General features: G+C 74.5%; 19 protein-coding genes. 5 read left to right on the top strand and 14 right to left on the bottom strand.

Annotated elements, in window-relative coordinates; genetic code table 11:
• Positions 1-223 precede the first annotated feature (223 nt).
• From AC3WUG_RS01975 to AC3WUG_RS01960, 4 genes are all read left to right on the top strand, one after another.
• The gene (locus AC3WUG_RS01975) at positions 224-928 is read left to right on the top strand and encodes a hypothetical protein (RefSeq protein WP_492326103.1); all 705 of its coding nucleotides are present in this window, start codon (positions 224-226) and stop codon (positions 926-928) included.
• A 22-nt stretch (positions 929-950) separates the two neighbouring features.
• Positions 951-1,736: a hypothetical protein gene (locus tag AC3WUG_RS01970; protein WP_492326102.1), complete on the top strand. Its 786-nt coding sequence runs from the start codon at positions 951-953 to the stop codon at positions 1,734-1,736.
• Between the two features lie 49 nt (positions 1,737-1,785).
• The gene (locus AC3WUG_RS01965; RefSeq protein ID WP_492326101.1) at positions 1,786-2,115 is read left to right on the top strand and encodes a hypothetical protein; all 330 of its coding nucleotides are present in this window, start codon (positions 1,786-1,788) and stop codon (positions 2,113-2,115) included.
• A gap of 121 nt (positions 2,116-2,236) precedes the next feature.
• Positions 2,237-2,515 (top strand): hypothetical protein, encoded by a 279-nt coding sequence (locus AC3WUG_RS01960; protein WP_492326100.1) that lies wholly within the window; start codon positions 2,237-2,239, stop codon positions 2,513-2,515.
• Between the two features lie 42 nt (positions 2,516-2,557).
• On the opposite strand, the gene AC3WUG_RS01955 is transcribed toward AC3WUG_RS01960, so the two are convergent.
• Together AC3WUG_RS01955 and uvrB are read right to left on the bottom strand one after the other, a co-directional pair.
• On the bottom strand, positions 2,558-3,004 hold the full coding sequence (locus tag AC3WUG_RS01955) for a VOC family protein (protein ID WP_492326099.1): 447 nt from the start codon (positions 3,002-3,004) through the stop codon (positions 2,558-2,560).
• 72 nt (positions 3,005-3,076) lie between these two features.
• Entirely contained in the window at positions 3,077-5,182 is a 2,106-nt protein-coding gene (gene uvrB, locus AC3WUG_RS01950; RefSeq protein ID WP_147796623.1) for an excinuclease ABC subunit UvrB, read from the bottom strand.
• Positions 5,183-5,458: 276 nt separating this feature from the next.
• Between uvrB and AC3WUG_RS01945 the strand changes: the two genes are divergently transcribed.
• Entirely contained in the window at positions 5,459-7,102 is a 1,644-nt protein-coding gene (locus tag AC3WUG_RS01945; RefSeq protein ID WP_492326098.1) for an HNH endonuclease signature motif containing protein, read from the top strand.
• A gap of 93 nt (positions 7,103-7,195) precedes the next feature.
• On the opposite strand, the gene pcp is transcribed toward AC3WUG_RS01945, so the two are convergent.
• The 12 genes from pcp to AC3WUG_RS01885 form a co-directional block, all read right to left on the bottom strand.
• Entirely contained in the window at positions 7,196-7,933 is a 738-nt protein-coding gene (gene pcp, locus AC3WUG_RS01940) for a pyroglutamyl-peptidase I (RefSeq protein ID WP_492326097.1), read from the bottom strand.
• Positions 7,930-8,559 (bottom strand): dephospho-CoA kinase, encoded by a 630-nt coding sequence (gene coaE / locus AC3WUG_RS01935; RefSeq protein ID WP_492326096.1) that lies wholly within the window; start codon positions 8,557-8,559, stop codon positions 7,930-7,932. The genes pcp and coaE overlap by 4 nt, the downstream gene beginning before the upstream one ends.
• 37 nt (positions 8,560-8,596) lie before the next feature.
• On the bottom strand, positions 8,597-8,812 hold the full coding sequence (locus AC3WUG_RS01930; RefSeq protein WP_492326095.1) for a hypothetical protein: 216 nt from the start codon (positions 8,810-8,812) through the stop codon (positions 8,597-8,599).
• A gap of 64 nt (positions 8,813-8,876) precedes the next feature.
• The gene (gene hisF / locus AC3WUG_RS01925) at positions 8,877-9,647 is read right to left on the bottom strand and encodes an imidazole glycerol phosphate synthase subunit HisF (protein ID WP_492326094.1); all 771 of its coding nucleotides are present in this window, start codon (positions 9,645-9,647) and stop codon (positions 8,877-8,879) included.
• Positions 9,648-9,649: 2 nt separating this feature from the next.
• Positions 9,650-10,555 carry an FKBP-type peptidyl-prolyl cis-trans isomerase gene (locus tag AC3WUG_RS01920; protein ID WP_492326093.1) on the bottom strand — a complete coding sequence of 302 codons (906 nt, stop codon included), beginning with the start codon at positions 10,553-10,555 and terminating at the stop codon, positions 9,650-9,652.
• Between the two features lie 109 nt (positions 10,556-10,664).
• On the bottom strand, positions 10,665-12,026 hold the full coding sequence (pafA, locus tag AC3WUG_RS01915) for a Pup--protein ligase (RefSeq protein ID WP_492326092.1): 1,362 nt from the start codon (positions 12,024-12,026) through the stop codon (positions 10,665-10,667).
• An 11-nt stretch (positions 12,027-12,037) separates the two neighbouring features.
• Positions 12,038-12,763, bottom strand: a complete 726-nt coding sequence (gene prcA, locus AC3WUG_RS01910; RefSeq protein WP_492326091.1) for a proteasome subunit alpha — start codon at positions 12,761-12,763, stop codon at positions 12,038-12,040.
• Positions 12,760-13,626: a proteasome subunit beta gene (prcB, locus tag AC3WUG_RS01905; RefSeq protein WP_492326090.1), complete on the bottom strand. Its 867-nt coding sequence runs from the start codon at positions 13,624-13,626 to the stop codon at positions 12,760-12,762. The genes prcA and prcB overlap by 4 nt, the downstream gene beginning before the upstream one ends.
• Before the next feature lie 3 nt (positions 13,627-13,629).
• A complete protein-coding gene (locus AC3WUG_RS01900) occupies positions 13,630-13,824 on the bottom strand; it encodes a ubiquitin-like protein Pup (protein WP_147796615.1) in 195 nt (64 codons plus the stop codon).
• 134 nt (positions 13,825-13,958) lie between these two features.
• Entirely contained in the window at positions 13,959-15,599 is a 1,641-nt protein-coding gene (gene dop / locus AC3WUG_RS01895; protein ID WP_492326089.1) for a depupylase/deamidase Dop, read from the bottom strand.
• A gap of 115 nt (positions 15,600-15,714) precedes the next feature.
• Positions 15,715-17,574 carry a carbohydrate-binding domain-containing protein gene (locus tag AC3WUG_RS01890; RefSeq protein ID WP_492326088.1) on the bottom strand — a complete coding sequence of 620 codons (1,860 nt, stop codon included), beginning with the start codon at positions 17,572-17,574 and terminating at the stop codon, positions 15,715-15,717.
• A gap of 82 nt (positions 17,575-17,656) precedes the next feature.
• Positions 17,657-18,445, bottom strand: coding sequence for a polyphosphate polymerase domain-containing protein (locus tag AC3WUG_RS01885; RefSeq protein ID WP_492326087.1), 789 nt, complete (start codon positions 18,443-18,445; stop codon positions 17,657-17,659).
• Between the last annotated feature and the right edge of the window lie 74 nt (positions 18,446-18,519).

The following is an 18,519-nucleotide window of genomic DNA, read 5'->3' as shown; positions in this document are numbered from 1 at the left end:
GGGCGAACGCCGTCCGCCGGCCGTGGCACCCGGGTGAACTGTCGCCGGTCCGGTGCCCGCACCCGGCGCACGGCCGCTAGCGTCCGGCTGTCAAGACACGGGCAGCAGCGACGTCGGACCAGCGGGAGGGACCCTCGTGGGAGGTCGGAACAGGCGTCGGCGGCCCGCGTTCCCCATCGAGCCGCGGGCCGGCGGGGAGCACGCGGTTCACGGCCGCGACGCCGTGACGACCGCCGATCTCGTCCGTCTCCTCGACGCCCTGACCCGCCACCGGACCGACCTCCGCCGCACCGTCCTGACCCGGGGGGACGTGGCGGCGCTCCGGCTCGAGAAGAACGGCCGCACCGCCGTCGTCGAGTCGCCCGGTGACTGGTACTTCTCGGTGTGGGTCGACGCCGGGTTCTTCCTGTGGGAACCCGACAAGGAGCCGACCGACACCGAGGTCGTCGCGGCACTCCGGGCGTCCACGGCCGCCGCGATGGCGTACCTGGACCACGGCGGCGTCGTCGAGAGACCCCGCCGGTTCCGACGTCCCGTTCTGCACGTCACCGTGGATGGCGAGCGCGTGACCTTCGACCACGCGCGACGCGAGTCCCACGTGCTCCGCTCCGACACGGGCTGGCAGGTGCGGCTGAAGCACGAACCCCGGGGGCCGGGGCGGGGCGTGTCGGCGACGGCGGAGACGCGCTGTCGCGTGTGCGGCCTCGACGAGGACGACGAGCGCTTCCGCGGCGCGGGATCCGGCCAGTACGTGATCTGCTCGTGCTGCGGGGCCGAGTCGGGCGTCGACGACGTCAGCACCACGGCCGTCCGCCGCTACCGGGACCGATGGATCGCGAGAGGCGCTCCGTGGTTCACCGGGACGGACCGCCCCGAGGGCTGGAGCCTCGACCGCCAGCTCAGCCAGATCGACCCGGCCTGGCGATGACCGACGACGGGCAGGAACGCACGTGAGCAGCATCGAGTTCGCGGCTCGGGACGCAGCCGCGTTCACCACGGACGGGCGTGTCGTCGACCTGGGCGCCCGGTACGCCCTGCTGAACCTCCAGCTCGACCTGCGGGCGCGCCGGCTCCTTCTTGGCGTCTTCGGGGAGACCTCGGTGGCGACGATCGTCTGCACCGGGGTGCACCGGTACTTCTCCCCCGCCAGCACCGAGCCCCACCTGTTCGCGGACGACTCGCAGACCGGCGACACGAGGTTCGACGGGTTCGAGGTGTCCGACGGCACGCACCGCGAAGACCGGGGCAGCCGCGTCCTCCGGCTCGCGACCGACGGCGGCCTGGCCCTCGACACCGTCTGCACCGGTCTCGAGCTCGCCCGCGGCCGGATGCTCAGCGCGACCGGGGCCGACACCTCGACCGTGAGCAGCGCACGTCGCACGCGCCGCACCCCGTGGCTGCACACCGAGGCGGACAGCCTCGACCCGAGCACCGGCCTCGCTCTCGACGTCGTCGAGATCGACCTCGCGAACCGGGTCGTGCGGCTCGTCACGGACTCCGCCGGGAACCGCCGACTGCTGGAGCTGCAGGGCGTCCGGGCCCTGCGCCTCGGCCCACCGGGCGAGGACATGGTCGCGCGCACGGCCTCGGCGACGCCCGCCCGCGGAGAGCCGGTCCTGGAGCTCACCGTCGACCGCGACCGGCTCGCGCCCGACTCGACCCTGCGGCTCCGGACGAGCGGCGGCCTCGACCTCACGATGCAGGCCGCGCTCATGTCGCTCGGGCGTCTGCCGTGACGCGCCCTGTCGCTCGCTCGTCGGATCCCGTCGACCGCCGAGTGCCGCGATGCCGCTGAAGCCCCCACCCGCCGACCCGCACGACCCCCGGCTCGACCCCTTCCGCGGTCGGGCCGGAGTCCTGACCGTGGACGGTGTTCGTGTCGGCGAGGTCCTGCTCCAGCGCACGGTCTACACGCCCAGGGTCGGCGGGCTCCTGTGGTGGAGCCGCTGGGGCGAGCCGGTCGAGACGATCGAGGAGTGGGTGGCGCTCGACGACGGTCGCGATGAGGACGCCTTCGTCCTCGGGCAGAACCTCGACGCGGTGATCGGTCAGTGGGCGTCGGGGACCGTCGAGGCGCTGGGGCAGAAGTTCCGGGTCGAGTGGAGCGTGCGATGATGCTCGACCGCGCCGCGTCGGGGTCGCACCCAAGGGACGATGCGAACCGCCTCGGCATCCGGACGAGAACTCGGCGTCCGGTCCTCCGCGGCTGCGGCGCTCCGATCCGGGCCCTGGTGCCGTGACCGAGCGCGACGCTCCCCGGCTCAGGAAGACGCTCCTCGGCACGATCAGGTCGGAGGAGGGGTGGTCGGTCAGGATCGCAGGCCCGCTCGCCGTCGTGTACACGGACGGACTCGGCGACGTCCGCGTGAGCGCGGAAGCGCGCGGAGGGCGACGGACGGGTTTCGAGCTGTACACCGACTCCCTCGCTCCGCTCCCCCGTGAGCGCGCTGACCTCGTGGTCCGGCGCATCGGCGACGCGTTCGCCTACGCGGGCTGGCACCTGCGCGTCACGTGAGCGCCCCCGCGACGACGGTCGCGAGCTCGTTCCGGCTGTTCCTCAGGTCACGCAGAACTCGTTGCCCTCCGGGTCGGCCATGACCACCCAGGCGCCCTCGCGCGGGTCGTCGACCTCGCGCAGCACCGTCGCGCCGGCCTGGACGAGGGCTGCCGCGTGCTCCTTCGCCGCGGCGAGCTTGGCCGCGCGGTCCTCCCGGTCGACGCCCTGGGCAGCCGAGTAGCGCACGTCGAGGTGCACCCGGTTCTTCACCGTCTTGTCCTCGGGCACGCGCTGGAAGAACACCCGCGGGCCCGCGCCGGCGGGGTCCACGACCGCGTACGCCAGGTCCCGGTCCTCGGGCGGGAAGCCCCAGGCGTCGAGTGCCGCGTCCCACGAGTCGAAGCCCGCCGGCGGCGGCTCCTCGACGTAACCGAGCGCGAACGCCCAGAACGTGCCGAGCGCGCGGGGCGAGCGCGCGTCGATCACCACCTGCACCTCGAGCGCCATGCGTGCCTCCGATCGTCGGTGGGCGCTCCGCTGCGCCCGGTCGGGCACGGGAGTCCTGCGCCGGGGGCCGGGTCAGGCCGTCGCGGCGTGCATCTGCCGCAGCTCCTTCTTCAGCCCGGAGATCTCGTCGCGCAGCCGGGCCGCGAGCTCGAACTGCAGCTCCCCCGCCGCCACGTGCATCTGGTCGGTCAGCTCCTGGATCAGGCCGGCGAGCTCGCCCGCCGCCGCGCCCGCGAGCTTCGTGCGCTCCGTCGGCGGCCCGGCCTTCGAGCCGAGCCCCGGGACCGGCGCCTTGCCGCGGCTGGCCTGCCGGCCCGCGCCGCCGAGCAGCTCCGCCGTGTCCGCGTCCTCGCGCGCGAGGAGGTCGGTGATGTCGCCGATCTTCTTGCGGAGCGGCTGCGGGTCGATGCCGCGCTCGGTGTTGTACGCGATCTGCTTCTCGCGGCGGCGGTCCGTCTCGTCGAGCGCGAGCTGCATCGCGGGCGTGATCTTGTCCGCGTACATGTGGACCTGACCGGACACGTTGCGGGCCGCGCGGCCGATCGTCTGGATCAGCGACTTGCCGGACCGCAGGAAGCCCTCCTTGTCCGCGTCGAGGATCGCGACCAGCGACACCTCGGGCAGGTCCAGGCCCTCGCGGAGCAGGTTGATGCCCACCAGCACGTCGTACTCGCCCATGCGGAGCTCGCGGAGCAGCTCCACGCGGCGGAGCGTGTCCACCTCCGAGTGCAGGTACCGGACCCGGACGCCCTTCTCGAGGAAGTAGTCCGTGAGGTCCTCGGCCATCTTCTTGGTGAGCGTCGTGACGAGCACGCGCTCGTCCTTCTCGACCCGGAGCCGGATCTCCTCCAGCAGGTCGTCGATCTGGCCCTTCGTGGGCTTCACGACCACCTGCGGGTCGACCAGGCCGGTGGGGCGGATGATCTGCTCGACCACGCCGTCGGACATCGCGAGCTCGTAGTCACCGGGCGTCGCCGACAGGTAGACCGTCTGCCCGATCCGCTCGACGAACTCCTCCCAGCGCAGCGGCCGGTTGTCCATCGCGCTCGGCAGCCGGAAACCGAAGTCGACGAGGTTCCGCTTGCGGGACATGTCGCCCTCGAACATCGCGCCGATCTGCGGGACCGTCACGTGCGACTCGTCGATGACGAGCAGGAAGTCCTCGGGGAAGTAGTCGAGCAGCGTGTTCGGCGCCGTCCCCGGCGCGCGGCCGTCGATGTGCCGCGAGTAGTTCTCGATGCCGGAGCACGAGCCGATCTGCCGCATCATCTCGATGTCGTAGGTCGTGCGCATGCGCAGCCGCTGGGCCTCGAGCAGCTTGTTCGCGCGCTCGAGGTCCTTGAGGCGCTCCTCGAGCTCGTGCTCGATGCCGTTGATCGCGCGCTCCATGCGCTCGGGGCCGGCGACGTAGTGGGTCGCCGGGAAGACGTGCACCTGCTTCTCGTTCCGGACGACCTCACCCGTCAGCGGGTGCAGCGTCTGGATCGCCTCGATCTCGTCGCCGAAGAACTCGATGCGGATCGCCAGCTCCTCGTACACCGGGATGATCTCCACGGTGTCGCCGCGCACCCGGAACGTGCCGCGGGTGAACGCCATGTCGTTGCGGGAGTACTGCATCGACACGAACTGGCGCAGCAGCGCGTCCCGGTCCACCTGGTCGCCCACGTCGAGCGTCACCATGCGGTCCACGTACTCCTGCGGCGTGCCCAGGCCGTAGATGCAAGACACCGACGCGACCACGACCACGTCGCGGCGGGTCAGCAGCGAGGACGTCGCCGAGTGCCGCAGCCGCTCCACCTCGTCGTTGATCGACGAGTCCTTCTCGATGTACGTGTCCGTCTGCGCGATGTACGCCTCGGGCTGGTAGTAGTCGTAGTACGAGACGAAGTACTCGACCGCGTTGTTGGGCAGCAGCTCGCGGAACTCGTTGGCGAGCTGCGCGGCGAGGGTCTTGTTAGGCGCCATGACCAGCGTCGGCCGCTGCAGCTTCTCGATGAGCCAGGCCGTCGTCGCCGACTTGCCGGTACCCGTGGCGCCGAGGAGCGTGACGTCCTTCTCCCCCGCCTGGATGCGCTGGGCGAGCTCCGCGATGGCCTGCGGCTGGTCGCCGGAGGGCTGGTACTCGGACACCACCTCGAACGGGGCGACGGTGCGCTGCAGGTCGGTCACGGGACGCATGCGTCAACCGTACGACGCAGGTCTGACACACGCGCTGGGCAGGGGGGTCGGGTTCGCCGAGGGCGTGGCGGCTCGAGGCGGCGGCGCGGCCGGGGCGCGGCGGGGTGAGCGGGGCGCCCGGTGGCGGAGCACCGCGGTCCCGGTGCGCGTGGCGCGGGGCCGGTGGCGCTCGGTGAGCGGGCGCCGAGTCCTCCACAGGCTCGGTGTCGTGCGTCGTCCCCAGGCGGCGGCGTGCGCTGCGGGAGAGCGTCGGCGGCGAGTCGTAGCGTGGCTCACATGCCCGATGACGTGCAGGAACGCAACGCACCCGACCTCGACGGCGGCGACGCTGACGCGGTCGCCGGTGGCGCGGTCCCGGGCGACGGCCTCGGGGAGCGGCTGGACGCGATGCCCGCCGGGGCGGCCCTGCTGGCCGAGCTGGAGGGCCTCGACCTGGGCGCGCTGCCGTCGTACGAGCTGCCCGAGGTCGTCGTCCAGGCCCGGCGGATCGCCGCGCACGCGCACGCCCTCGAGACCGCCGCGGCCGCCACGCTGGCGCGGCACCCCGACCTACGGCACCCCGACCTGGCAGCGGTGTGCCGGTCGCTGCCCGAGGGCACCGCGTTCGTGCACGCCGACATCGCCGCCGCCGACCTGTCCGCGCGGCTCCTGGTCCCGCCGGGCGAGGCCAAGATGCTCATCCGTGAGGGCCGCGCCTACGCCGACGCCCTGGCCGACACCGGTGCCGCCCTGGCCGACGGGCGGATCGAGCCGGCCCAGGCCCGCGCGATCGTGCAGGGCGCCGGCGACGAGCCCGCGCACGTCGCAGCCGCCGTCGAGGCCGAGGTGCTGCCGCGCGTGGCGGGTCGCTCGGTGAAGCAGGTCCGCGCCGACGTCGCCCGGGCGCTGAACCGGGTCGACCCGGAGGGAGTCGCCGACCGGCACCGGGCCGCTCGCGACTGCCGGGTGGTCTCCCGGCCGCGGATCCTGCAGGACGGGATGGCAGGTCTGTGGGCCGTGCTCCCGGCAGCCGAGGCCGTGCGCGTCGACGGCATGCTCGACGCCCTCGCCCGACGGTCCCGCGAGGCAGGGGACGCGCGGACGCTGGACCAGCTCCGGGCGGACGAGCTCGTCGACCGGCTGCTGGGCCGGTCCCAGCACGTCGTGGCACCTGACGGCACCGTGCTGCCGTCCCAGCGCGGCTGGGCCTACGACGACCTGGACGCCTGCGGGGCGCCGGCCCGCGCTGCGGGGGTGGCCGCGCTGACAGGGGTCGCACCGCAGGACGGTGAGGAGCGGGAGGGCGACGCGAGGGAGGGCGAACCGACGGAGACCACCCCGGTGGAGGCCGCCCCGGCCCACCCTGGGCACGCGTGCCCGAGCGGCCCGCGGACCGTCGTTCACGTCACCCTCGCGCTGTCGACGCTCATGGGCGCCGACGACGAGCCCGGCGAGCTCGCCGGGTACGGCCCGATCGACGCCCAGCAGGCCCGGGCGATGGCCCTGGACCTCGGGTCCACCTGGCAACGGATCGTCACCGACCCGCTGTCCGGGACCGTCCTGGACGTCGGACGCACCACCTACCGGCCACCCGCCGCGCTGGCCGACCACGTCCGGCACCGCGACAAGTACTGCACCGCACCCGGCTGCCCCGTGCCCGCCGCACGGTGCGACCTCGACCACACAGTGGAGTACCACCCGCCGGTCGACGGCTCACCGCCCCGACCGCTCGGGTCGACGTGCGCCCACAACCTCGGGCCGCTGTGCCGCACCCACCACCGGCTCAAGACCGCCGGCATCCTGCGCGTGCGCCAACCCACCGCCGGGGAGTTCGTCTGGCGCACCCCCACCGGGCACGCGTTCCGCGTCAGGCCCGGCACCGAGGAGCCGACCATCCACCTGACCGGACGCCCGCATCTGCCAGCACCGCCGCCGTACTAGGAACGACCCGAGCAGCAGCCGCGCCGAGCAGCATGATCGGCGCTGGGCGGCCCCGACGCGCCCGGCGGGCGCCTCCGTAGCCGCCGAGCAGGATCAGGCCTGCGTGCCCGCAGCCAGCCGGACGTCCTCGGTCGTCCGCAGCGCAGCGCGCAGCACGGCCCGCAACCCCTCCGCTGCCGCCTCGACGCCCAGCGACGCCGCGCCCACGGGTACCTGCTCGGGCAGCCTCGGCACGTGCACGAAGCCGCCGCGCGCCCCCGGGGCGTGTCCTGCGGCGAGCTGGTCGGCCAGGGCGTAGGCGATCGTGTTGCAGACGAACGTACCGGCGCTGTTCGAGACCTCGCCCGGGACGCCCGCCTCGCGCAGCGCCGCCAGGCAGGCCTTGACCGGCAGGGTCGAGAAGTACGCCGCGTCGCCACCGGGGACCACGGGCACGTCGACGGGCTCAGCTCCGTCCTCGTCGGCGATGCGGGCGTCCTGGACGTTCACGGCCACGCGCTCCACCGACACGGCCGACCGTCCACCCGCCTCGCCGACGGCGACGACGAGGTCCGGCCGGACGTCGAGCAGGAGCTCCGCCAGGCGCCGCGGGGCGCGCGCGAAGGAGACGGGCAGGAGGGCCGTGACGAGGGCAGCACCCTCGGCGGTCTGGTCCCACGACTCCGCGACCTCGCGCACAGCGGCCCAGGAGGCGTTGACCTCCTGCTCCTCGAACGGCTCGAAGCCGGTGAGCAGCACGGTCGGCACCGCCCCGCCGCCCGCGCCCCGGTTCGCTCCCGCCAGGCAATCCGGCATCGTCCCGTCGTCGGTCTGCTCGGCGCCTCGGGTCACGGGGCGTCCACCTCCTGCTCGTCGTGCCGCTCGGCGGCGAGTCGGTCCCACAGCTCGTCGACCTGCTGCTGCAGGTCCGCGGGAGCGCCGGAGCCGTCGAGGACGACGTCGGCGACGGCGAGGCGCTCGTCGTCCGTGGCCTGGGCGGCGATGCGCCGCTCGGCCTCGTCCCGCTCGAGACCGCGGGTCCGGACGAGTCGCTCGACGCGCAGGACGGCCGGGGTGTGCACGAGGACGACCAGGTGGAACGCGTCGGCGCGCCCGGTCTCGACGAGCAGCGGCACGTCGTGCACGACGACGGCGCCGGGATCGGCGGTCGCCGCGGCGGCCTCCCGCTCGGCGGCGAGCCGGCGCACGACGGGGTGCACGATGCCGTTGAGGCGTTCGCGCGCGTCGGCGTCGGCGAAGACCACCGCGCCGAGCGCGGGCCGGTCGAGGGTGCCGTCGGACAGGAGGACCCCGTCGCCGAAGGCCTCGACGACCGCAGCCAACCCGGCGGATCCCGGCGCGACGGCGTCCCGCGACAGCTGGTCGTAGTCGATGAGGACGGCGCCCCGCGCGGCGAGGCGCTCGGCCGCGACCGACTTGCCGGCCGCGATCCCCCCGGTCAGTCCGATGCGCTGCATCGCCCCATCGTGCCGTGCCGGGGCGCAGGACCGCACCTCACCGCCCGCGCGCGGCCCCTCGCCGGCGGAGCTCCCGGGTGTGGTCCACGAGGATCCAGCCCGCCGCGACGACCTGGAGGCACGCGATGAACAGGGCCAGGGTCCTCCCGTCCTGCGCGGCGAGGACGGCCAGCACCACCCCGCAGGCGGCGAGGGTCGCCGCGGCCGCGAGGGAGGTCCGGAGTCGGCTGGTCGAGGCGTCGGCGCTCCGCATGCCCCGACCCTGCCAGACCCGCCCGCCCCGCCGCAGGCCTTCGGCGGACGGGGTCAGCCGCGGGTCATCGAACGGTGTGCCCCGTGGCGCGCAGGTGGTCCTTGACCTGCCCGACGGTGAGCTGCCCGAAGTGGAACACGCTGGCCGCGAGGACGGCGTCGGCGCCCGCGTCGGCGGCGGCGGCGAAGTGCTCGACCGTGCCGGCGCCGCCGGAGGCGATGAGCGGGATGCGCACCTCGCGCCGGACGTCGCGCAGCATCTCGAGGTCGAAGCCGGCCTCGGTGCCGTCGGCGTCCATGGAGTTGAGCAGGATCTCCCCCGCGCCGAGGTCGGCGGCCCGCACGGCCCACGCGACGGCGTCGATGCCGGTGCCCTGCCGCCCGCCGTGGGTGGTGACCTCGTAGCCGGAGTCGGTGCGGGTGTCCCCGGTGACGCGCCGGGCGTCGACGGAGAGGGTGAGGACCTGGCTGCCGAACCGGTGGGCGATCTCGGCGATGAGCTCGGGCCGGGCGATGGCGGCGGTGTTGACACCGACCTTGTCGGCGCCGGCGCGCAGGAGCCGGTCGACGTCGTCGGCGGACCGGACGCCGCCGCCGACGGTGAGGGGGACGAAGACCTCCTCGGCGGTGCGGCGGACGACGTCGTAGGTGGTCTCGCGGTCGCCGGAGGAGGCGGAGACGTCGAGGAAGGTGACCTCGTCGGCGCCCTCGGCGTCGTAGCGGCGCGCGAGCTCGACGGGGTCGCCGGCGTCACGCAGGTTGGCGAAGTTGACGCCCTTGACCACGCGGCCGGCGTCGACGTCGAGGCACGGGATCACCCGCAGGGCGACGGACACGGTCACTCCCCTTCCGGCGCGTCGGTCGCGCCCGGGTCGCCGCCGTCGGCCGCGGGGGTGCGGGTGGCGAGCAGGTCGATGACGAAGACGATGGTCTGCCCCTGGAGCTCTTCGCTCTGGGTGGCGCCGAGGGCGTAGGACGGCGGGACGACGACCATGACCTGGCTGCCGACGGTCTGCTCGACGAGGGCCTCGGACCAGGCGGGGACGTCGTCGAGCGGGAAGGTGTTGGGGCTGCCGTTGGTCCAGGTGGAGTCGAAGGCCTCGCCGGTGGACCAGACGAAGCCGGTGTACTGGACGGTGATGACGTCGCCCTCGGCGACCTGGGCGCCGGTGCCCCTCAGGAGCGGCTGGACGACGAGGTCGGCGGGCGGCTCGGTGCCGGTGGGCGCGAGGGACGGGGCGCCGTCGTCGTCGAGGGTGACGGCGGGCATGCCCTCGCGCGGGGCGACGGGCTCGCCGGCGGCGCGGATGGGCAGGACGTCGAGCACGGTGACGGTCGGGTAGGACGACGCGCTGGCGTCGGAGGCGGGGCTCAGCTGGAGCAGGCGCGCGCCGACCTTCTGGCCGGAGAGGGTGGCGTACAGGTCCTTGCCGAGGTCCTCCTCGGTGAGGAGCCGCGGGGTGGGGCTGGAGCTGTAGGACTCCTTGACGAGGGAGGCGTCGGCGGCGTCCTCGAGCCAGAAGTCGAGCAGGACGGGTCGTCCCTCGACGAGGTCGGGCCCGGTGCCGGGCCAGACGACCTCGTGGCTGGGCTCGGTGATGCTGAGCGGGGTGCGGTAGGTGACGGTGGGTGCGGTGCCGGCGTCGCCGGTGACGACGACCTCCGGCGGTTCCGGTTCCTGCGCGGAGCAGGCCGCGAGCAGCAGCATCGCCGCGGCGGCGCAGGCGGCCACGAGTCGTCGCACGTCGTTCCTTCCGAGGGTCCTGCAAGGTGCGCGCCCACTGTACGGGTCCCGGCACCCCCCTCCGGACGCCCCCTCGGTCGGGTCCGGTGAAGACCCGGCGGGGCCGCGGTCACATGGACTCGATGAGCCGCTCCACCCGGTCGTCGACGTTGCGGAAGGGGTCCTTGCACAGGACGGTGCGCTGGGCCTGGTCGTTGAGCTTGAGGTGCACCCAGTCGACGGTGTAGTCGCGCCGGGCCTCCTGGGCGGCCTGGACGAACTCGCCGCGGAGCTTGGCGCGGGTGGTCTGCGGGGGCACGGAGGTGGCCTCGAAGACCTCGACGTCGGTGGTGACGCGCTCGACGAGCCCGCGCTGGGCGAGCAGGTTGTACAGGCCCTCGGTGCGGGAGATGTCGTGGTACGCGAGGTCCATGCGGGCGACCCGGACGTCGGACAGGTCGAGGCCGTGCTTGGCGCGGTACCGCTCGATGAGCCGGTACTTGATGACCCAGTCGAGCTCGCGCTCGACGAGGGACAGGTCCCCGGTGCGCAGGGCGCGCAGGCCGCGCTCCCAGAGCTCGAGCACCTGCTTGACCTCGGGGGTGGGGTCGGTCTCGGCGGCGACCCAGTCCTGGACGCGGCCGAGGTACTCCTCCTGGAGGTCGACGGCGGTGACGGTACGCCCGCTCACGAGGGTGACGGGGTGCGTGCCGGTGACGTCGTGGCTGATCTCGCGGATGGCCCGGATGGGGTTCTCGAGGGTGAGGTCCCGCATGGGCAGGCCGGCCTCGACGAGCCGCAGGACGAGGTCGGTGGAGCCGACCTTGAGCATGGTCGTCGTCTCGGACATGGACGAGTCGCCGACGATGACGTGCAGCCGGCGGTAGTGCTCGGCGTCGGCGTGCGGCTCGTCGCGGGTGTTGATGATGGGCCGGGACCGGGTGGTGGCCGAGGAGACGGACTCCCAGATGTGGTCGGCGCGCTGGGACAGGCAGAAGACGGCGCCGCGCGGGGTGGCGAGGACCTTGCCGGCGCCGGTGAGGATCTGCCGGGTGATGAGGAAGGGCACCAGCACGTCGGACAGCCGGGAGAAGTCGCCCTGCCGGCGGACGAGGTAGTTCTCGTGGCAGCCGTAGGAGTTGCCGGCGGAGTCGGTGTTGTTCTTGAACAGGTGGATCCGCCCGGAGAGGCCCTCGTGCTCGAGCCGCTGCTGGGCGTCGGCGACGAGCCCCTCGAGGATCCGCTCCCCCGCCCGGTCGTGGGTGACGAGCTGCCGCCAGTCGTCGCACTCGGCGGTGGCGTACTCGGGGTGCGAGCCGACGTCGAGGTAGAGCCGCGAGCCGTTGCGCAGGAAGACGTTGGACGAGCGCCCCCACGCGACGACCTTGCGGAACAGGTACCGGGCGACCTCGTCGGCGGACAGCCCGCGCCCGTCCTCCGCGGCGCAGGTGACGCCGTACTCGGTCTCCAGGCCGAAGATGCGTCGGTCCATGGGCTGGCTCCTCAGGGCAGGTCGGGTGCTGCGGCCGAGTCCAGCAGGTCCTCGAGGACCACGCCGGACAGGCGCCGGAACGCGCGGCGCGGGCGCGTGCGGTCGAGGACCGCGACCTCGAGCTGGGCGGCGGGGATGACGCGGCGGTCGTCCTCGTCGGCCCCGGCGGCGGGCGCGCCGAGCACCCGGACGGCGAGCTGGAGCACGGCGGCGAGGGGCATGCCGGGCGTCCAGGCCCCGGCGACCTCCTCGCGCAGCCGCTCGGCCTGGCCGCCCATGACGACGAAGCCGCGCTCGTCGGCGACGGAGCCATCGTAGGACAGCCGGTAGATCTGGTCGCTGGCGGCGTCGGGGCCGACCTCGGCGACGACGATCTCGACCTCGAGGGGCTTGGACTCGGTGGTGAAGACGGTGCCGAGGGTCTGCGCGTAGGCGTTGGCGAGGCCGCGGGCGTTGACGTCGCGCCGGTCGTAGGAGTAGCCGCGCAGGTCGGCGTACCGGACGCCGGCGACGCGCAGGTTCTCGAACTCGTTGTACTTGCCGACGGCGGCGAACGCGATGCGGTCGTAGATCTCGGAGATCTTGTGCAGCGCGCGGGACGGGTTCTCGGTCGCGAAGGCGATGCCGTCCTCGTAGGCCAGGACGACGACGGAGCGGCCGCGCGCGATGCCTTTGCGCGCGTAGTCGGCCCGGTCCTTCATCAGCTGCTCGGGCGAGACGTAGAACGGCATGCTCATCGGTCGGCCTCCTCCTGCGCGCGGGCGCGGGCGTGCTGCTCGGCGCGGTCGGCCAGGACGCGGGCCACCACCTCGCCGAGGTCGTCCTGCGGCACCCGGAGGTAGCCGGCGGCGGTGACGGTGGCGACGACGGGCCAGATCCGCCGGGACGTGTCGGGACCGCCGGTGGCGGAGTCGTCGTCGGCGGCGTCGACGAGGGCCTCGACGGCGACGCGCACGGCCTCGTCGGCGTCGAGCCCGGGCCGCCAGAGCTTCTTGAGGGAGCCGCGGGCGAACACGGAGCCGGAGCCGACGCTGTGGTGCTGGTGCTCCTCGTACCGGCCGCCGGTGACGTCGTAGGAGAAGATCCGGCCGGAGCCCCGGTCGAGGTCGAAGCCGGCGAACAGCGGGACGACGGCGAGGCCCTGCAGGGCGAGGCCGAGGTTGCCGCGGATCATGGTGGCGAGCCGGTTGGCCCTGCCGTCGAGGGAGAGCAGGGTGCCCTCGATCTTCTCGTAGTGCTCGAGCTCGAGCTGGAACAGCCGGACGAGCTCGACGGCGAGCCCCGCGGTGCCGGCGATGCCGACGGCGGAGTAGTCGTCGGCCGGGAACACCTTCTCGATGTCCCGGGAGGCGATCTGGGAGCCCATGGTGGCGCGCCGGTCGCCGGCCATGACGACGCCGCCCGCGAAGGACAGCGCGACGATGGTGGTCGCGTGCGGGGCGCTCGTGCCGGGGCTCACGTCACCGACGGGCAGGGGGGTGCGCCGCCCGGGCAGCAGGTCCGGGGCGTGCTGGGCGAGGAAGTCGACGAAGGACGACGACCCGGGGGTGGTGAACGCCCCGGGCAGCCGCCCCGCCGGGATCAGCGGGTCCGTCGGCACGCGTCACTGCCCGCCCTTCTGCACGAACCCGCGCACGAACTGCTCGGCGTTGGTCTCGAGGACGTCGTCGATCTCCTCGAGGAGGGCGTCGACCTCGGCGTCGCGCTGCTGCGCGGCGGCGGTCACCTGCTCGACGTCCGGCCCGTCGACCGGCTCGTCGTCCTCGCGACGGTCCCGAGCGCGCTCCTGACCAGCCATGTGCACCTCCGGCGGTAGTCGGGCACGGGCCGCGCGCGCTGGGCGTGCGACCCGCAGTGCCACCACCCTAGGCCCTGGTCGGCGCGCATTCCCCTGGGGGCCGGGCGCGGCGCGGCGCGGGGCCCCGTGGCAGGTCAGGACCCGAGGGCCGCCAGGAGGCTCGCGACGTCCGGGGAGGTCTCGAGCAGGGTCTCGACGTGGGCCCGCGTGCCGCGCAGCGGGTCGCGCATGGGCACGCGCTGGAGGGTGGGCGCGCCGGGGACGTCGAAGACGACGGAGTCCCAGCTGGCCGCGGAGACGTGGGCGCCGAACCGGGCGATGGTCCGGCCGCGGAAGTACGCGCGGGTGTCCTCGGGCGGGGCGGTGACGGCGGCGCGCACGTCCTCGTCGGGGACGAGCCGCTCGACGGCGCCCGCCTGGACGAGCCGGTGGTAGAGGCCGCGCTCGGGGCGGACGTCGGACCACTGGAGGTCGACGGCGGCCAGCCGCGGGTGGTCCCAGTCGAGGTGGTCGCGGCGGCGCAGGCCCTCGAGGAGCCGCATCTTGGCGAGCCACTCGACCTCGCGGGCGCAGGAGGCCGGGTCGGTGGCGAGCCGGTCGAGCAGGGATCCCCACCGGGCGAGGACGTCGGCGGTCTGCGCATCGGGGCCGTCGCCGCCGACGGAGGTGCGACCGAGGGCGGTCCGCACGGCGGCCAGGTACTCCTGCTGGACCTCGATCGCCGTGAGCAGCCGGCCGTCGGCGAGGTGCAGCCTCCGGGTGAGGGTGAGGTCGTGGCTGACGGCGTGGACGGAGCCCACCGGGTCGGCCAGGGCGAGGCGGTCGAGCGTGCGGCCGAGGTCGGCGGCGGAGCCGTCGGCGATGCGCTCGATGAGCCACAGGACGAGGGAGGTGGTGCCGAGCTTGAGGTAGGTCGGGACCTCGAGCTGGTTGGCGTCGCCGATGATGACGTGCAGCCGCCGCCACTTGTCGGGGTCGGCGTGCGGCTCGTCGCGGGTGTTGACGATGGGGCGGCGGAGGGTCGTCTCGAGGCCGACCTCCGCCTCCATGTAGTCGGCGCGCTGGGAGAGCTGGAAGCCGGCCTCCTCGCCGCGCTGGCCGATCCCGACGCGCCCGGCGCCGGTGAACACCTGGCGGGTGACGAGGAACGGCGTGAGCCGCGCGGCCAGGTCGACGAAGGGCACGGACCGCTCGACGAGGAAGTTCTCGTGGGTGCCGTAGGTGGCGCCCTTGCCGTCGACGTTGTTCTTGTACAGCGCGACGTCCGGCAGGGCCGGGGTGGACGCGAGGGCGCGGACGGAGGCCAGCATGACGAGCTCCCCCGCGCGGTCCCACCGGACGGCGTCCAGGGGGTTGGTGACCTCGGGCGAGGAGTACTCGGGGTGCGCGTGGTCGACGTACAGCCGGGCGCCGTTGGTGAGGATGACGTTGGCCGCGCCGGGGTCCTCGTACTCCTCGACGAGGGACCGGGCGACCGCCTGCGGGCCGTCGGCCGGGCCGTCCGGTGCGGGGCCGTCGCCGGACGGGGCCGGGCGGTCCGGGTCGTCGGTGAGCAGGGACGGGTGCGCCGCGGCGCGCTGCAGGTGGAAGCCGCGGGCGTCCTGCAGGGGGTCCTCGTCGTCGTAGTCCCAGCGGGCCTTGGCGCGGCCTCCCTGGCGGGCCGCGGCGTGCACGGCGACGACGTGGCTGGACAGGAGCATCGGGTTGGCGGTCGGGCGGCCGGGCTGCAGCACGCCGTACTCGGTCTCGATCCCCATCACGCGGCGCACGGTCACGCGGCCCACCCTATGTCGGGGCGTGTGGTCGGCGACCCCGCGCGCGAGTGGATCCCTTCGCACCGCCACGCCCGGGCGTGTGCGTGCGAAGGGATCCACTCGCGGCTGGGTCGGGTCAGCCGTTGCCACCCGGCCGGCCACCGCCCTGGCCGCCGGCGCCCTGGCCGCCGCCCGGCATGCCGCCGCCCATCCCGGCCGTGTGCTCGCCCGCGGTGACGGTGAGCACCTCGGTCGCGCCCGAGGCGTCGCCCGACGCGGTGTAGCCCTCGACCGCGTCCCCGGACGCGGTGGCCCCCGAGACGACGGTGTACTGCTCCCCCGCCGTGAGGCCCGCGGCCGAGATCACGAGCGAGGCGATGTCCTTCGTCGGGGTGAAGGTCGCGACGACGGTGCCGTCGGCGTCGACCACGGCGAGGGTGGTGCCCGCGGCCTGCGCGCTGTCGAAGGTCGCGGACACCCAGCCCTGCCCGTCGGTGCCGGGGGCCATGGCCATGCCGGAGGAGCCCGCGGCGACGAGGGTGCCGCCGGTGACGGACGGGGTGCTGTCGGCGTCGATCGCGCCGTTGCCGTCGTTCGTCGGCCCGTGCACGACGACGGTGCCGCCGGACACGGTGAGCGTGCCGTTGGCGTCGAGGCCGTCGCCGCCCGCGTCGACGGCGACCGTGCCACCGGTGATGGTGAGGCTGGCGGTGCCGGACGACTCGCCCCCGGGTCCGGCCCAGTCGCCCTGGGCGTCCTCGGTGCTGCCCGAGGCGCTGCTGGCGGCGTTGACGCCGTCGTCCGAGGCCACGACGGTGATGTCCCCACCGGCGAGGGTGATCGCCTCGGCCTCGAGGCCCTCGGAGGAGGTCAGCACGTCGAGCGCGCCGCCGGTGACGTCGAGGGCCGCGTCGGCGTGCACGCCGTCGTCCCCGCTGGACAGGGTCAGGTCGCCGTCGGTGATCGACACGATGCCGTTCGAGTGCACGGCGTCGTCCGACGAGTCGACGGTGAGCGTGCCCCCGCCGACGACGACGCTCGCGGAGCCCTTGACGCCCTTGGTCGAGGTCGCGTCGGTCGGCTCGGTGCCGCTGCCGCCGCCCGCGGTCACGTCGAGGGTGCCACCGGTGACGACGACGTCGGTCTGCGCGTCCACGCCGTCGCCGTCGGCCGCGACGGTCAGGTCGCCGCCGGAGACGACGACGAAGCCCTCGGTCGCGTCGCTGTCGTCGTCCGCCTTCAGGCCGTCGCCCCCCGCGGCGACGTCGAGGGTGCCGCCGGAGACGACGAGGTAGTCCTTGCCGCGGATGCCGTCGTCCACGGCGTCGACGGTGATCTGCCCGGACTCGATCACCAGGCCGTCCTTCGACGTGATCCCGTCGTTCGCGTTGCCGGTGACGGTGAGCGCGCCGTCGCCGGTGATCGTGAGGTCGGCGGTGCTGAACAGGGCGGCGTTCGGCGCGTCCTCGGCGTCCGCGTCGGCGTACGCGGCGGCGTCGGTGAGGGCGTTGACCGAGCCGTCGGCGAGCTCGACCACCGCCGACCCCGCGCTGCTGACCACGAGGGCGGCGCCGGTCGACGAGGTGATGTCGGCGCCGTCGAGCACCAGGTGCACGACCGCGTCGCCGGCGTCGACGACGACCTGGCCGTCGTCCAGGGTGCCGGTGATCGTGTAGGTCCCACCGGCGGTGATCGTGACGACGGAGCCGTCGACGGTGACGCCGTCGGAGTCCGACGTGGCGGTGTCGCCGTCGAGGGTGATCGTGCCGGTCGCGGCGCCCGCGTCGGCGACGTCGTGCACGTCGGCGTTCGCGGCGAGCACCTCCTCGGCGGTGGCGCCGGCGGCGACGTCGGTGACGGTGGTGCTCGTCGAGCCGTCGGCGGAGGTGCCGGACGACCCGGAGCTGGTGTCGGCGAGGGCGTCGGTGGTGCAGCCGGCGAGGAGGAGGGACAGCAGGACGGCGGGGACGGCGATGACGCGGCGGGGTCGGCGCACGGTGGGCTCCTTCGTGGGGGTCGGGGTGGCGCGGCGGGGGTCGTGGGTCGCGCGGGGTGGGTGCCGGGGGTCGGCGCGGGGGTCAGGCGGCGAGCGAGCGGCGCAGGGTGCGCCGCCACGGCCGGCCGCCGAGGGCGGGGTCGAGGACGACCAGCCCGGTGGCGTACTTGGAGATGCGGCTCGGCCGGTGGCCGAGGGACCACAGGGCGCGGTCCGCGGCGGACGCGCCGCCGACGCTCTTGGTCTCGACGACGGCGTGCCCGGGGACGGCCGCGGCGGAGCGCGCGCCGAGCCACTCGAGCCCGGTGTCGACGGTGAGCCGCGCGCCGTCCGGGAGGTGCAGGGTGCGGCGGCGGTACTGGGTGGTGAGCGTCGGCGCGAGCAGGGGCTCGTCCCCGGACCGCGGGTCCGGGAGGGCGACGCCGTGGGCCGCCAGGGTGTCGACGACGAACCCGAGCGCGTCGCCCACCTCGTCCCGGGCGCGGACGTCGTGCTCCCGCCGGTCCTTGACGGTGGTGCCGCGCGGGCCGCGGGTCTTCACCTCCAGCCAGCAGCCGCCGGTGTCGGTGTAGGTGCGGGTCCGGACCTTGTACCGGCGACGTCGGCGGCCCGCGGCGAGGTGGAACGCGTCGAGGTCCGGGGTGTCGAAGTACACGGACTCGTACCCGAAGGCGTCCCGGCCGTCGATGACCAGGCGGCGGGTGCCGTCCGGGAGGGCCGCGACCAGGTCGGGCAGGGCCTCGAGCGGGAGGACGTACTTGCGGTCGACCCGGGTCTGCAGCGCGGCCGTGGCCTGGAGCTCGTCGAGGCCGACGGCGGGCAGGTGCGCGAGGCCGGCGAGGTGCGGCGCGGCGGGGCCGGCGGCGGTCACCGGGCGATCCCGGACACGGTCGGGGCGGACTCCGCCGCCGGCGCGGGCGCGGCGGCGCGGCCCGCCCCGGCCTG

This window comes from Cellulomonas sp. EB106-03-03-XG116 (genome assembly GCF_058792015.1).
The sequence above is the reverse complement of the archived record's forward strand: the minus strand, read 5'-3'. Positions and strand labels throughout refer to the sequence as shown.